A 13,396-nucleotide genomic window follows, 5' to 3' on the forward strand; every position below is an offset into this window, starting at 1 on the left:
CGATATATCCAAACCAAGTGGTTGACATATCTCGGCGCACGGATACGCTGCATCAGCATGCGCCCCGATGAATACCAGCGTTTCGATGCACTCGGTCTCGCCGAACTCGTGCAGACCGGTCAGGTAACGCCCACCGAGTTGCTCGACGCCGCGACCCGGCAAGCCGAGGCGGTCAACCCGGCACTCAACGCCATCGTGCGGCCGATGCAGACGCAGGCACGCGAACGCGTGAATCACGAGCTCACCGGGCCTTTCGCCGGGGTGCCGTTTCTCGTCAAGGATCTCGCCCAGGATGTCGCCGGACTTCCGTCGAGCAGCGGTTCCGCCTCGCTTGCCACCACCCCGGCGACCGAGCATTCGACCGTCGTACAGCGATGGCTGGACGCCGGCCTCGTCATCTTCGGGAAGACGAACACCCCGGAGTTCGGGGCGAAGGGGATCACCGAGCCCGAACTGTTCGGTCCGGCGCACAACCCTTGGGATCTCGGTCGTACGCCGGGCGGATCGTCCGGAGGATCCGCCGCGGCAGTCGCAGCCGGGATCGTTCCGGTGGCGGGGGCCAACGACGGCGGCGGATCCATCCGCATACCCGCTGCGTGCTGCGGTCTCGTCGGCCTCAAGCCGAGTCGCGGCCTCCTGCCGATGGGCCCGGCTCTCGGCGAAATGATGCACGGCGCAGCAGTTCAGGGCGTCGTCTCACGGTCGGTACGCGATACCGCAGCCATGCTCGACGTACTCGAGGGCGGCGAAACCAGCGGCCCGTTCCAGCCTGCCATCCCAGACGAATCGTTCCTCTCCCGGTTGGACGACGCGCCGCGCGGCCTCCGAATCGGCCTGTGCGTGAAATCGTCGATCAACCCCAACCCTCATCCGGAGTCGGTCGCAGCCGTCGAGGCAACGGCGAAAACACTCGAGGACCTCGGCCACCATGTCGACATCCTCGACAGCCCGCCGTTCGACGACGAGGCGCTTGCCCGCGACTTCCTGTTGACGTGGTTCGTCGTCCTGGCCTGGGAGTTGGACGAGGCGAAGCGTCGAACAGGTTGCAGCGAAGACAGTTTCGAATTCGACACCAGAATCATTGCCGCCATAGGACGGGCCACACCCAGCGTGGACTATGTCGACGCGGTCGCGCGTCGCCACGACCACACGCGGCGACTGTCGACGTACTTCGAAACGTACGATCTACTCCTGACGCCGACGCTGGCGGATCTGCCGCCGCGCATCGGAGAATTGGACACTCCGATGCTTCAGCGCCGGGCGGGGTCGCTGCTGCTCAAGACGCGCACCGCCGGCTTCCTGCGACACGCCCCCCTCGTCGAGCAGATGATCGACAAGAACCTGCGTTGGGTTCCGTACACGCAGCTGGCGAATCTGACGGGACGTCCGGCACTGACTGTTCCGATGCATTGGACACCGGACGGCCTTCCGATGGGCGCGCAGTTCACCGGCCAACTCGGCGACGAGGCCCTGCTGCTGCAGCTGGCCGCCCAGCTCGAACAAGCGCGCCCCTGGTTCGACCGTCGCCCGCAGATCTCGAAAACCGTGTGACTCACGGCTACCATCCCGGCATGAACACTACGAGCACGGGATCGGACGGGCGAACGCTGCGACATCAGCATCGCCGTCCCGAGCTGCTCGCGCGAATCACCGAATTCGTCTTGGAGAAAGGCACTCTCGACTGGTCACTGCGGCAGGCGGCAGAGGCAGTCGGCGTCACACACGCCACGTTGCTGCGTCACTTCGAGTCGAAGGATCTGCTGCTGGTGGAGATCGTCGACAAGATCCGGCTCGACTTGCTGGCGCGTATCGAGACGCATTTCGCTGATGGTCCGTCGAACGGTTCGATCGCCGACGAGTTGCGGCGGCTGTGGCGACTGCTGTGCGAACCCGCCGAGCGGCGGCAGTTCGCGCTCCTGTTCGCCCTCATCGCTGCTCGCCGAGGCGAGGGTGACCCCTTGGGAAGATCGGCCACCTTGCTCGTCGAGGACTTCCTCTCGCCGCTCGCGGAACGATTCCTCGCCGACGGCCACTCCCCCGCCCGAGCCCGCACGCTGGCCACCTCGGTTCTCGCCCAGATCCGCGGCCTACAACTGGACCTCGCGGTGACCGCCGACCAAGACCGAGTCGACGACGCCTTGGACCTGTTCGCGGACAAGGTGTGCGGTGGATACTCAGGCGCACTCGGTGAAGTAGGCACCCCACTGCCGGCTCAGGAAGCCGACCAGTGAGTGCCGGGCGTCCTCCGCCGACATCGTTGTACGCCAAGCCACATGGCCGTCGGGACGGACGAGCACAGCACCTACGTCACCGACCTCGTACAGTGCGATCAGAGAGTCACGATCGATTCCGGTGGGCGCATCGACGGCAACGAGCGATACGCCTGGTCCGAGGTCTGCGATATCCTCCACCACCGGCGACCATGAACCGCCATCAAAGGTGAACAGCGACAACGAATTCGGATCAAGCACGTCATGGGCCGAAACGAGCGTTCCATCGACCGAGAGAACCGCATGTGGCAACCGGGCACCCGGGTACGTCGTGGGCACGTAGTCGACCACGTCCTCTGCGGGCTTCGTGGTGGGGTCCCCGGCGATCAACGGACTGCTGTAAAGGTAGCCGAACTGCAAGCCGGTGGACACGAAGTGCTCCACCTGGAGCGGAATTGCGTCGGCGATCTGCTGCCGCAGCCGGGCCGAGCCGGGGACGTCCGGTCTCAGCAATCGTGAGCGGTTCATCTGCATACGGGTCGCGGCGGTGGCGAGTGGAGCAAGCAATCGACCGGAGATCTTGTTCAGTGGTGGCCGACTCATGGCCGCGGTGGCGCGCGCCAACATCTCGTTGGTGATGCCCACCTTCTTGCCGATGGCGTCCATGCGGAAGTGGTTCGTCACGCTCTGTTCGGCAAACTTCTCCACCACCGGGCGGCGCTCGGTGTCGTAGGTGTCCAGTAGGGACGGCGAGGCAGTGCCGGAGAGGACAGCGTCGAGCTTCCACACCACATTGTGCGCGTCCTGGACGCCCGAATTGAGGCCGAACCCGCCAGTGTGGGGGAAGCGATGTGCCGCGTCACCGAGCAGGAGGAGGCGACCACTCCGGAAACGGTCGGCGGTCTGCGAGGTCATCACCCATGCACCCGTCGACTCGAGATCGAATTCATTGTCGCCCAGCACCTTCGGCAACATCTTGCGCCAGAAGCCGCGGCTGTTCACAGCGATCTCCTGGTCCGGATGCAGGTACGCGGTCATCAGAATGTAGCGGTGGTCGGCGTGCGCGATCAGGACGCCACACAGATCGGGGGTGTAGATCCAACTCAGCAGCGGCCGGGCGTCGTCGGGAAACAGAGTTTTGGATGTAAAGAACGCGCTGCCCATGTTTGCCAGCACGGGGCCGGACAATGCAATTCCGGCCGCCTCGCGTATCGCACTGTTCGCGCCGTCGCAGGCGAGTACGTACTGGGCCCGCAACTCTGAAGGTACTCCTGCCAGAGTGACGCGGGCATCAGTGGCGAAGCTTTCGACGGACTGCACGCTCACACCGCGCCTGAACTCGATCAGTGGCTCGGCTTCGACAGCGTCCCACAGCGCGGGCATCAGAATGTGTTGCCCGATGTGCGAGACCATGAACGGGCTCTGGCTCTCGACGGCGGCTTTGCGCTCGGGATCGGAAAGCAGGTCGATCGAGCCGATGGTCTCGTCGGACAGGCCGCCGTACCAGCTGATCAGATTGACGGTCTCGTGCGGTGGCGACATCGCTGCGATCGACTTCGCCAGTTCGGGGCTGTATTCGTTCCATATCTCGAGCGTGCGGGCGTTGATCACGTGCGCGGCGGGATGGAACAGTGGGCTGCTGCGGCGCTCCACCAGGATACTTCGAATACCTCTGCGTGCCAGCAGAAGTGCGGCCGTGGTACCGGCGGGCCCGGCGCCGACGATGACGATCGAGGCGGTCATCGGACTACGGTCTCCTGTGTACCCAGGTCGATCGAACCGTCTGCGGTTCGAATGGTGGCGGTCACGACGTCGTCGACGGAAAGGTACTTCGGATTCTTCGCTTGTCGTGCGAAGAAGAACTTCCATTTCAGATCAGGCGGGATCAGTTCACCGATCTTCTGTATGACCTTCGATGGTGCCGAGATGGCGGTTCCGATCGGGGTTCCGGTGAGCAGTACGTCGCCTGCAGTCATGTTCTGGAAGCGGGCCAACCTGGTGAGTGCATCCGCTGGTGGGGTGATGAGGTCGTTGCCGATGGTCTGATCCTGGCGGGTCTCTCCGTTCACCGCCAGCGTCATGTGCAACTCCGGCAGCCGACGCAGTTCGTCGTTGTCCAGGAGTACCAGGCGCGGCCCGAGCGGGGTGAAGGTGGGATACGACTTGCTTTCGTACACCTGCACTTTGGTCAGCTGAATCTCTCGTGCCGAGACGTCGTTCGCGACGACGAAGCCCGCGACGTACGCCGACAGATTGTCGTCGGTGACCGTCGTTCCGATCGGGATGTCCGCACCGACGACGACGCCCAGTTCGATCTCGTAATCCAGAAGAGCGACCTCAGGTGGCTGACGAATGGGATCGTTCGGGCCGCTGATCGAGGCCGAGGACTTGCGAAAGAAGGTGGGCTGGAGAGTCTTCGGATCCGAACCGGCATCGATCGCGTGCGACCGATAGTTGAGCAGCTGCGCCACCACACGGCACGGGGTAGTGATGGGCGAGACCAGCTCGAGCTCGGCGAGGTGCGTCCCCGTACCCGACGCAGCATCGATGGCTTCGCGGTCGGCCAGTAGCTCGCGGGTGGTGTGCGCGGCGGTGTCGATCCGAACTGCGAGGTCACCGTCGAGACGCCACCAGCTGTCGATGGTTCGAATGATGTTGACAGGCATGACTTACGATCCCCCTACAGAGTTTTCGGAGTGATGGTCTTCTTGTTCGCAATCACAGCGCGCCCCGGTCGGGTTCCGGCCTCGCGTCGGCGCAGTTCCTCATGGGTTGCGCCGTTGCGGAGCCGGCTGAGCAGGTAGTCGGGGTCGATGTTGACGCCGATCGGATTCTTCGCGAACTCCTCGGTGAAGAAGAATGCGGCAGTGTTCTCGGGATCGAAGTTCTCGACCTGAAACTCGAGGCGGATTCCATCGGGATCTTCGTAGTAGAGCGAGATCGTGGGCCCGTGGTTGATCGACCACACAGGGAAGATGCCCTCACGCTTGAGTCGCACATAGTTCTCCAGCAGTCGCTCCAGCGAGACGAACGTCAGAGCGATGTGGTCGATCCCGTATGCCTTACGCCGGAGCTTGGCCAGCGGAAACATGAACCTCAAGGGCTTGGGGACGGCGATGATGGCGAGACGATGAGACTCGTCGTCCCAGGTCAGAAACGTGATCCCATCGTCCTGGTACGCGATCTCGGCACCGAAGACCACTCCGTACCACCGCACCATCTGCTCGGTGCGGGTGGACTTGACCACCCAGTGCGCAATGTAGTCAGGAGCCAACCGTGGCGGCTTCCGACTCTGCGCGTCCTGCGTCGTGCTCATTGAACGACCTTTCCTGGTGATCGTTGTGTGCGACCGAGGCTACGGAGACTTTGACTGCCAGTCAATATATTGATTGATAGTCAATTTTCTCTGAGATCACACGCCTGTCGGTGCACTACTGTGGCGTTGGTGTCACCGAACGCATCCTCCGGTTCTGAGCAGTCTCGGCGCGCCCGCCCTCGACGAGACCGTCGTCAGGCCCTGATCGACGCAGCCATCGAGCTGATGTCCGAAGGCAGTTCCGACATCAGCGCGGCGGCGATATCCCGTCGCGCAGGCGTGGCACACGGACTGCTCTTCTACTACTTCACAGACAAGCACGGCCTGGTTGCAGCCGCCCTGGCGCACGTGCTGTCGAAGTTGACGCAGGCCCAGGACCCCCTGGACGAGGAGCGAACCGAGCGGGCCCGCCTCGAGGGTTTCGTGCGACGTCACATCGAATTTCTTCGAGATCACCGCGCCTTGTATGTACGCGTCGTCCGGGAGGACGAACTCGGCGACAGCGGTGTCGAAACCGCGTTGAGGCAGGCGCGGGCCGAGGGTGAACGCCAGATAGCGAGGATGGTCAACCTCCCGGATCCGCAGCCTCCACTGGTGAGCGCTGCGATCTCCGGATGGACCGGCTTTCTCGATCGAACCGCGGATGTCTATTTCGATTCTGCTGGTGTCGATCTCGACGAGTTGGTCTCGTTGGTGGTCGATGCGTTCGAGGCGGTGGTCGATTCCGCAACGCGTCGTAGCCGCGGAGGTAGCGAGCCGGCGACCGAATAGTCGGCGCAGTTGCACCCGGCGCAACTACTACACGCCGTGTAGCATAAAACCGGTGCGATTCGGCGCCCCCGGACAACAAGGAGTTCGCGTGTCGACGTTCAACGGCCTACCTGTACATATCTTGCTGGTCCATTTCATCGTCGTTCTCGCACCACTGACGGCTATCCTTGCGATCGGTGCGAGCATCTTTCAGCCGGTGCGAAGTCGACTCGTGTGGCTCATCGCCGCGCTCGCGGTCATCACCCTGATTCTCACACCCCTGACCACCGAAGCCGGTGAGTGGCTGGAGGAGCGGGTGCCCGAGACCGCTGCGGTCGAAATCCATGCCGAACTGGGCGATTCGATGACTTTCTTCTCACTGGGTCTTGTCGTGGTCGCCGCTGCCCTCGTCTTTCTGCACTTTCGCGAACGACGCGAATCAACGGTCCCGCGGTGGCAGTCGCTGGTCGTGGTACTGCTCGCCGTAGTAATTGGAGCAGCGACGATGGTTCAGGTGTATCGTATCGGCGACACCGGCGCCACCGCGTCGTGGAGCGATTTCGCTGATTCCCAAGTTGTGCAAGAGGACTCGGAAGAATGACAAACGATCGAACCGGCCCCGAACCCCACGAAGCGGAACCCCACGGCAATTTCGCGAGTCGTCTCAACTGGTTGCGCGCCGGCGTTCTCGGCGCGAACGACGGAATCGTCTCGACGGCCGGGCTGGTAGTCGGTGTCGCTGCTGCGACCACCGACCGAGGTCCGGTGTTCGCAGCTGGCGTCGCGGGGCTCATCGCGGGTGCGGTGTCCATGGCGCTCGGTGAGTACGTCTCCGTCAGCAGTCAACGCGACGCCGAACGATCACTCTTGGACAAGGAGCGGCGAGAACTCCGCGACGAGCCCGATCAGGAACTCGCCGAGTTGGCCGAGATGTACCAGGCCAAGGGCCTTTCCACCGAGACTTCGTGGACCGTGGCTCGCGAGCTCACCGCACACGATCCGTTCGCGGCGCACGTCGACATCGAACTCGGCATCGACCCCGATGCTCTGACCAACCCGTGGCATGCCGCTGTGTCCTCTGCCCTTGCGTTCGTCAGCGGTGCACTTCTTCCCCTGCTGGCAATACTCCTGGCGCCGATGAACATTCGAATTCCGCTGACGTTCCTCGTCGTACTGGGGGCCTTGGCTCTCACCGGCACGGTCAGCGCCGCTTTGGGCGGCGCCCGCCGCGGACGCGCGGTGACCCGCATCGTCGCCGGTGGCGCTCTGGCAATGATCGTCACCTACGGTGTCGGTCAGCTGGTGGGGGTCGCGGGAATCTAGAGGCCCCCGCGGTCGAGAGTGGTCACCGCAGAACGGACGTGGGCGCCTCACCCGGCTCCGGGAACAACACATCCTGGGTAACGTCGAGCAGAGCCAACGACACCACCGAAAACAGCATCAGCACAACCACGCCGGCGATGACGACGACCACACGCTGGCGGCCGGGCGGGGGGCCGCTCAGAGCCCGCACCCGCGCGAGAACATCACCGCCGGTACCGGGTAGGGCGTAGGACGCAGCGCCTCTTTTTCGATCCGCACCGAGCAGCGCGGTCCGTGCGAGTGCGGTCATCGTCACGGCGCGGCCGTGCCTCGCGGCGATTTCGTCGGCGTGACGTTCCGCGGCATGGCGCACGCGGTCGACCACCGGACGCAGCAACGGATCGATCACGGCAGCTACCTCGCAGATCTGCGTCCACATCGAATGACGAAAACGCAGGTGCGCTCGCTCGTGTTCGATCACCGCCCGCAGTTCTGCACCGGACAGAGCGTCGACGAGACCGGTCGTGACCACCACTGCGCCACCACCCGACGGCACCGCGAACGCGTCGGGCTCGGGCGAATCCACGACGACCGTGCCACGTCTACTCCCCGCCTCCCTACCTGCAGCCTCCCTACCTGCAGCCTCCCTACCGAAGGCCGATGCCACGCGCGCACTGGCGACCATCTTTCTCAGATGCGCCATCGCGAGGATCAGGCGCCAGAGAAGAAAGCACACCGCCAGCACGCCGACTGCGCGGATCGGAAGAGCCGTCAAGGACAACGACACTGTGGCCACGGCTACGAGCGAGGCGACGACCGAAAGCGCCGACGCTGCAGCAAGCGTGGGGAGCGCGATCACCGCCCAGGGTGGGGTGAGATCACGATCGACGCGACGGCAGTAGACGTGCAGTGCCGCGGATGCAACCCACGGCAGAGCCACGGCGACCCCGAACCCGCTCACGACGGATCCGGGTCCTGGTTGCTGCGATCACGGGCGAGCAGCTCACGCAGGACCGCCTCGTCGTCCGGGCCCAACGCCGCCACGAAATTGGCCAGGACGTCGGCGCGCTCCTCCCTGGCGTCGAGTTCGCTACGCATCCGGATCGCCGCGCGCAGTGCGGGCAGATCCTCGTACGGGGCCTGCAGGGCATAGATGAACGAGCGACCTTTTCGCCGACGAGTCAGCAGTCCCTTTTCACGGAGCCGAACCAGCGCCGTCATCACCGTCGTATGGGCAAGATCGGCGCTCAGACGCTCGCGGACATCGGACACCGACAGCTCCTGGTGCTCCCCGAGAAGACGAAGAATCGACTCCTCGAGCTCACCAGAACCCCTACGCACGACCTCGGCCACTTCTCACGGTTTCCAGATTACGCAACCACACGCTCGAAGAGCGCTGTGGAGGACAACGAGCTTTCTGCGACGCCTGCGACAACGGTTAAGGCTGTCATTATCATCGCCAGGAAGGGGTTCGAATGACCGAGGCCACCGGAGAATCCGTGCAACTAGATAGTCCCACAGGAACAGTTCTCATCGACCCGATCCTGACCCTCTACAACGCAACGCTCGCATCCCCGATCTGAGCATTCGGAAGCGCGACAATCTCATTTTTCTACGTGCTGCGCACGTTCACGAGGACTGAACCAGGCGCGCCAGCAACGACTCAGCGAGAGCGAGCTGGCGCTCGGGTGGCATGTCATCCGGGTTCATCACCGCCTGCAGGCTGAGCGCGTCGATCAGGACCTGAATCTCGTCCAGAATGACGTCATCCGAAACACGGGTACGAATCCGACCTTCGAGCCTCCCCTCGTCGAGAAGCCTCGACCACCATCTGCGAGCCTCGGCAATCGATTGGCGTCGAACATCGTTGAGCGCGGGCGACGCGACTGCCGCTGCCCAATAGCTCATGTCCAGACGAGCCTCCCGATGCCTTTCCTCGTCGAGCGGAAGCGCTTCGAGCAGCAGCAGGCGCAACGCATCGAGTCCCGATCGCCCGTCGAGCTTCCGCGCCCAACGTTCGGCCACCTGCGCGTACGCCCGTCGGTGGACAGAGATGACGATGTCGTCGCGGCTGTCGAAGTAGTGGTCGATCACCCCGTTGGACACGCCCGCCTCCCTTGCAACCTCGCGGATCGTCATGCCGTTGAGACCGCTACGGACGATGACGCGTGACGCTGCTTCGATGATCTCGACGCGACGCTGACTGTGGTCGACAACCTTCGGCACTGGCGCCTTCTCTCTTTTATCGGACGTCTGACCTATTTTACGCGACCGGAACACCAACGAAATCTATTTAGGACAGCTGTCCTACAAACTTGGCGAAAGGCATCAGAATCACCGACCACTGAAGGACACCATGACAATCGCCATCTCACCACGCACACTCGACGCGGATGCTGCACTGCGCGCCCGGGCAGCGGCGGTCATTCCACGCGGAATGTACGGCCACCTCTCCGTCCAAAAAGTACTGCCCGAGGGATTTCCGCAGTTCTACGCCCGCGGCGAAGGCGCCATGGTGTGGGATGTCGACGGAAACGACTATGTCGACTTCATGTGCGCCTTCGGGCCGATGGTGGTCGGATACGCGAACGCCAAGGTCGACGCGGCCGCGGGCGTTCACCAGCGCCTGGGCGATGCCATCGCCGGACCCACTCCGGTGCTCGTCGAAGCCGCCGAGAATCTGGTGGACACGGTCGCTCACTCCGACTGGGCAATGTTCGCCAAGAACGGCGCCGACGCGACCAGCATGGCCGTCGTGATCGCGCGCGCCGCGACCGGACGCAAGAAGCTGCTCAAAGCCACGTCGGCATACCACGGCGCGACCCCGTGGTTCACCCCGATGCCTGCCGGTGTGACGGCCGAGGACCGCGCCAATATCGTCGAGTTCACCTACAACGATCTCGAATCCGTCAAGGCCGCAGTTGATTCGGCCGACGGCGATGTCGCTGCCATCATCCTCACGCCGCATCAGCACGACGCCATGGTCGACCAAGAGGAGGTGCGGCCCGAGTTCGCACGCGGGGTGCGAGAACTCGCGACGAAACTCGGCATCGTCCTCATCCTCGACGAGGTCCGCACGGGTTTTCGCATCGACATGGCCGGCAGCTGGGAGCCAATCGGAGTGCGACCCGATCTCACGGCGTTCAGCAAGGCCATCGCCAACGGTTACGCGTTCTCAGCCGTGACCGGAATCGACGCTCTGGCCGATGCGGCATCCGAGGTCTACGTCACGGGTTCGTTCTGGATGGGCTCCGTCGCCATGGCGGCGTCGATCGAGACAACACGCATTCTGCGCGAGGGCGGTCTGGCCGAACTGACGCGCGCCGGTGCCGACTTCAGAACCGGGCTCGCACGGCAGGCAGCGGACCACGGCTTCGACCTGGTTCAGACCGGTCCGGTCTCGATGCCCATGCTGCGGTTCGGCGATGACGACGAGCTCACCACTGCTTTCGCGTTCACCGCCGCTGCGGTGCGGCACGGCGTCATCCTTCATCCCTGGCACAACATGTTTCTCTCGTCGGCGCATACGCCCGTAGTCATCGCCGCCGCGCTCGAGCGCACTGATGCCGCCTTCACCGATCTCGCGCGCACAAGGCCATGAACCTGCGCCTCGGTCTGCCATCCACCAAACCAACTCCAGGAGCACATATGTCGACCACAAGAGTTTCATCCCCCATCAAGGCGTCCAGGTGAGCACGCAGCCCCAGCTACGGGGCAGCCTGACCACCGGGCGCATAGTCATGCTCGTCGTCGCGGCCGCGGCTCCCCTTGGAGTGGTGATCGGCAACGTGCCCATCGGCCTCATCCTGGGCAACGGAGCCGGTCTCCCGGTGGCCTTCCTGATTGCCGCAATTCTCATCGCGTGCTCCGCTGCCGGGTATGTGGCGATGAGTCGAGCCGTCCCGAGCGCCGGCGGCTTCGCGGCGTTCGTCACGGCAGGTCTCGGCCCCCGCCTCGGCCGCGGTACCGCATACGCGATCGCCGTCGCCTATTTCGCCGGAGTGCTGGCACTGGCAACCGGGTTCGGATACTTCTCCAATCTCATCCTCGCCGGACTCGGCATCGAACTGCCGTGGTTCGCGTGGACCGTAGCGGCAATGACCGTTGTCGCCGTCTTCGGCCGCCGATCGGTCGATTCATCCGCCAAGCTTCTCCTCGCCTTCATGATCGCTGAGTTCGCCATTCTGGTGGTGCTCGACATCGCCATCCTCGTCAAGCACGGCCTGCCTGCACTGCCGCTCGACGTCTTCTCTCCCGACCAAGTCTTTTCGGGGCAACTCGGGCCGGCGCTCATGGTGGGCTTCACGTCGTTCATCGGCGTCGAGTCGGCCATCATCTACGCCAAGGAGGCCAAGGAACCCGAACGGTCTATTCCGCGAGCAACTTTCGGTGCTATAGCTGCGATTGCCGCGTTCTATGTACTGACGACCTGGCTGGTGATCGGAAGCATCGGCGTCGACGACGTGGTCGCCTCGGCCACCGAAAGCGAAGGGTCGTTCATCTTCATGCTGACTGCCGCGAACGCGGGCAATCTCACACTGACAATCATGCAGATCTTCTTCTGCACAAGCCTGCTCGCATGCCTTCTCGCCCTTCACAATGCAACTACGCGCTATGTGCACACTCTCGCGGGCGAAAAGGCACTCCCCCGCACTCTGTCGGCAGTCCATGCACGCCACGCATCGCCACATCGGGCCAGCGACGCGGTCGCAGGCCTGACCGCGATCGTGCTCCTGGTGTGCGCGGTGATGGGGGCTGAACCATACATCGGCCTCGGCACGTCACTCACCGGTCTGTTCACCGTCGGCGTCATCGGACTTCAGGTACTCGTGTCGATCGCGGCGATCGTCTACTTCCGTCGCCGGCGTGATCCACGGATCTGGACCACCCTGGTCGCACCTATGGTCGGCGGCGTCGGTATCGCAGTGGGCGTGGGCTTCATCATCGCCAATTACTCCACCCTGACCGGAACCAACTCGTTGGTGGCCAACAGCTTGCCTGCGGTTCTCGGCATCGCCCTGGCCGCAGGGGTCCTTTGGGGAGTCCGTTCCCAACCAGCAGCGGGCGAGACCGAGTCGTACGAGTCCGAGGAGATCGCAACGAGATGAGCGAGTAGGAAAACAGCCAACCTGCAGGGTCGAGATGGTCCTCTCTCGGAATTCCGCAAGGATCCGGGAATGGCAGTCATAATTGGATCATGCGCTCGAGACAGAAGATCTTGGATGCGACGCTGGGGTTGATCGCCGAATCCGGTTTCGAGGACGTCACTATTGCGGCAGTGGCGCGTGCTGCGGGTGTCACGCGCCAGACGATCTACACGATCTTCACCACGCGTGAGGACATGATCTCCGAGGCGATGGTCGGACTCGTCGTCGAAGTAATCGGCGATATCCGTAAGAAGTCCGACCAGGCCGAGACGCCGACGGAGTTCGTCGTCGAGACAATCGTCGCCAGTCGCAATCTCATTCATCGGGAACCGGTACTGAACTCTTTGCTGCGCTCGGGAAATGCGAACCCACTGTTCGACGCGGACATGATGGATCGAGCCGCACCGGTGGTTCGCCAATTCCTCGACGGGTACATCGAACGCAACCCAGGTTTCGATTCGGCACTGTTCGAAGACATCGAGGGCGTGCTCGTTCGGGTGGGCCTGTCGGTCATCTTGTTCGGCGACCCGTCGATACACGACGACGACGGTCTGCGCCGCTACCTTCGGCGATGGCTGGTGCCGGTCCTGCCGTTCGACTGACGGTACAAACTTGACACTGGAACCAACTTCTGTCTAGTTTTGCACCGCGCACATGTGACCCGAGTCTCT

General features: G+C 63.5%; 14 protein-coding genes. 8 read left to right on the forward strand and 6 right to left on the reverse strand.

Translation table 11 applies throughout. The annotated features are described in order from the left end of the window. The first annotated feature begins 57 nt into the window (after nucleotides 1-57). Both J1M86_RS01020 and J1M86_RS01025 read left to right on the forward strand, forming a co-directional pair. Nucleotides 58-1,551 (forward strand): amidase, encoded by a 1,494-nt coding sequence (locus J1M86_RS01020; RefSeq protein ID WP_206508429.1) that lies wholly within the window; start codon nucleotides 58-60, stop codon nucleotides 1,549-1,551. A gap of 20 nt (nucleotides 1,552-1,571) precedes the next feature. Further along, the gene (locus J1M86_RS01025; protein WP_206508431.1) at nucleotides 1,572-2,231 is read left to right on the forward strand and encodes a TetR/AcrR family transcriptional regulator; all 660 of its coding nucleotides are present in this window, start codon (nucleotides 1,572-1,574) and stop codon (nucleotides 2,229-2,231) included. Here the strand turns inward: J1M86_RS01025 and J1M86_RS01030 are convergent. The 3 genes from J1M86_RS01030 to J1M86_RS01040 are packed head-to-tail and all read right to left on the reverse strand — an operon-like array spanning nucleotide 2,175 to nucleotide 5,526. Then, a complete protein-coding gene (locus tag J1M86_RS01030; protein ID WP_206508433.1) occupies nucleotides 2,175-3,953 on the reverse strand; it encodes an FAD-dependent monooxygenase in 1,779 nt (592 codons plus the stop codon). The genes J1M86_RS01025 and J1M86_RS01030 overlap by 57 nt on opposite strands. Next, a complete protein-coding gene (locus tag J1M86_RS01035; RefSeq protein WP_206508436.1) occupies nucleotides 3,950-4,876 on the reverse strand; it encodes a fumarylacetoacetate hydrolase family protein in 927 nt (308 codons plus the stop codon). The genes J1M86_RS01030 and J1M86_RS01035 overlap by 4 nt, the downstream gene beginning before the upstream one ends. A 14-nt stretch (nucleotides 4,877-4,890) precedes the next feature. Next, the gene (locus J1M86_RS01040; RefSeq protein WP_206508441.1) at nucleotides 4,891-5,526 is read right to left on the reverse strand and encodes a VOC family protein; all 636 of its coding nucleotides are present in this window, start codon (nucleotides 5,524-5,526) and stop codon (nucleotides 4,891-4,893) included. 129 nt (nucleotides 5,527-5,655) lie between these two features. Here J1M86_RS01040 and J1M86_RS01045 point away from each other — a divergent pair, with 129 nt between their 5' ends. The 3 genes from J1M86_RS01045 (at nucleotide 5,656) to J1M86_RS01055 (ending at nucleotide 7,599) form a co-directional block, all read left to right on the forward strand. Next, nucleotides 5,656-6,297 (forward strand): TetR/AcrR family transcriptional regulator, encoded by a 642-nt coding sequence (locus J1M86_RS01045; RefSeq protein ID WP_206508443.1) that lies wholly within the window; start codon nucleotides 5,656-5,658, stop codon nucleotides 6,295-6,297. Nucleotides 6,298-6,385: 88 nt separating this feature from the next. Further along, nucleotides 6,386-6,877 (forward strand): DUF2231 domain-containing protein, encoded by a 492-nt coding sequence (locus J1M86_RS01050; protein ID WP_075840986.1) that lies wholly within the window; start codon nucleotides 6,386-6,388, stop codon nucleotides 6,875-6,877. Continuing rightward, a complete protein-coding gene (locus tag J1M86_RS01055; protein WP_075840985.1) occupies nucleotides 6,874-7,599 on the forward strand; it encodes a VIT family protein in 726 nt (241 codons plus the stop codon). Before J1M86_RS01050 ends, J1M86_RS01055 begins: the two co-directional genes overlap by 4 nt. Nucleotides 7,600-7,621: 22 nt before the next feature. Here J1M86_RS01055 and J1M86_RS01060 read toward each other — a convergent pair whose 3' ends face one another. The 3 genes from J1M86_RS01060 to J1M86_RS01070 all read right to left on the reverse strand — a co-directional run bounded on the left by J1M86_RS01060 (nucleotide 7,622) and on the right by J1M86_RS01070 (nucleotide 9,804). Beyond that, nucleotides 7,622-8,539 carry a M56 family metallopeptidase gene (locus J1M86_RS01060; protein ID WP_206508444.1) on the reverse strand — a complete coding sequence of 306 codons (918 nt, stop codon included), beginning with the start codon at nucleotides 8,537-8,539 and terminating at the stop codon, nucleotides 7,622-7,624. After that, complete coding sequence (locus J1M86_RS01065; RefSeq protein WP_075840983.1) at nucleotides 8,536-8,919, reverse strand: BlaI/MecI/CopY family transcriptional regulator; 384 nt, start codon at nucleotides 8,917-8,919, stop codon at nucleotides 8,536-8,538. Before J1M86_RS01065 ends, J1M86_RS01060 begins: the two co-directional genes overlap by 4 nt. Before the next feature lie 288 nt (nucleotides 8,920-9,207). Beyond that, a complete protein-coding gene (locus tag J1M86_RS01070; RefSeq protein WP_206508448.1) occupies nucleotides 9,208-9,804 on the reverse strand; it encodes a TetR/AcrR family transcriptional regulator in 597 nt (198 codons plus the stop codon). 130 nt (nucleotides 9,805-9,934) lie between these two features. Between J1M86_RS01070 and J1M86_RS01075 the strand changes: the two genes are divergently transcribed. The 3 genes from J1M86_RS01075 (at nucleotide 9,935) to J1M86_RS01085 (ending at nucleotide 13,327) form a co-directional block, all read left to right on the forward strand. After that, entirely contained in the window at nucleotides 9,935-11,179 is a 1,245-nt protein-coding gene (locus tag J1M86_RS01075) for an aminotransferase class III-fold pyridoxal phosphate-dependent enzyme (RefSeq protein ID WP_206508450.1), read from the forward strand. 88 nt (nucleotides 11,180-11,267) lie between these two features. Beyond that, complete coding sequence (locus J1M86_RS01080; protein WP_206508452.1) at nucleotides 11,268-12,686, forward strand: APC family permease; 1,419 nt, start codon at nucleotides 11,268-11,270, stop codon at nucleotides 12,684-12,686. Nucleotides 12,687-12,775: 89 nt separating this feature from the next. Further along, nucleotides 12,776-13,327: a TetR/AcrR family transcriptional regulator gene (locus tag J1M86_RS01085; protein WP_206508454.1), complete on the forward strand. Its 552-nt coding sequence runs from the start codon at nucleotides 12,776-12,778 to the stop codon at nucleotides 13,325-13,327. The last annotated feature ends 69 nt before the right edge of the window (nucleotides 13,328-13,396 follow it).

The sequence above is a fragment of the Rhodococcus sp. KRD197 genome, from assembly GCF_017168235.1.
In the GTDB taxonomy this organism is placed as follows: domain Bacteria; phylum Actinomycetota; class Actinomycetes; order Mycobacteriales; family Mycobacteriaceae; genus Rhodococcoides.

What these genes read in the sequence shown, in the direction of transcription:
- J1M86_RS01020 (WP_206508429.1), top strand. Translation starts at nt 58, where the DNA reads ATGCGCCCCGATGAATACCAGCGTTTCGATGCACTCGGTCTCGCCGAA.
- J1M86_RS01055 (WP_075840985.1), top strand. Translation starts at nt 6,874, where the DNA reads ATGACAAACGATCGAACCGGCCCCGAACCCCACGAAGCGGAACCCCAC.
- J1M86_RS01025 (WP_206508431.1), top strand. Translation starts at nt 1,572, where the DNA reads ATGAACACTACGAGCACGGGATCGGACGGGCGAACGCTGCGACATCAG.
- J1M86_RS01040 (WP_206508441.1), bottom strand. Translation starts at nt 5,526, where the DNA reads ATGAGCACGACGCAGGACGCGCAGAGTCGGAAGCCGCCACGGTTGGCT.
- J1M86_RS01075 (WP_206508450.1), top strand. Translation starts at nt 9,935, where the DNA reads ATGACAATCGCCATCTCACCACGCACACTCGACGCGGATGCTGCACTG.
- J1M86_RS01085 (WP_206508454.1), top strand. Translation starts at nt 12,776, where the DNA reads ATGCGCTCGAGACAGAAGATCTTGGATGCGACGCTGGGGTTGATCGCC.
- J1M86_RS01030 (WP_206508433.1), bottom strand. Translation starts at nt 3,953, where the DNA reads ATGACCGCCTCGATCGTCATCGTCGGCGCCGGGCCCGCCGGTACCACG.
- J1M86_RS01035 (WP_206508436.1), bottom strand. Translation starts at nt 4,876, where the DNA reads ATGCCTGTCAACATCATTCGAACCATCGACAGCTGGTGGCGTCTCGAC.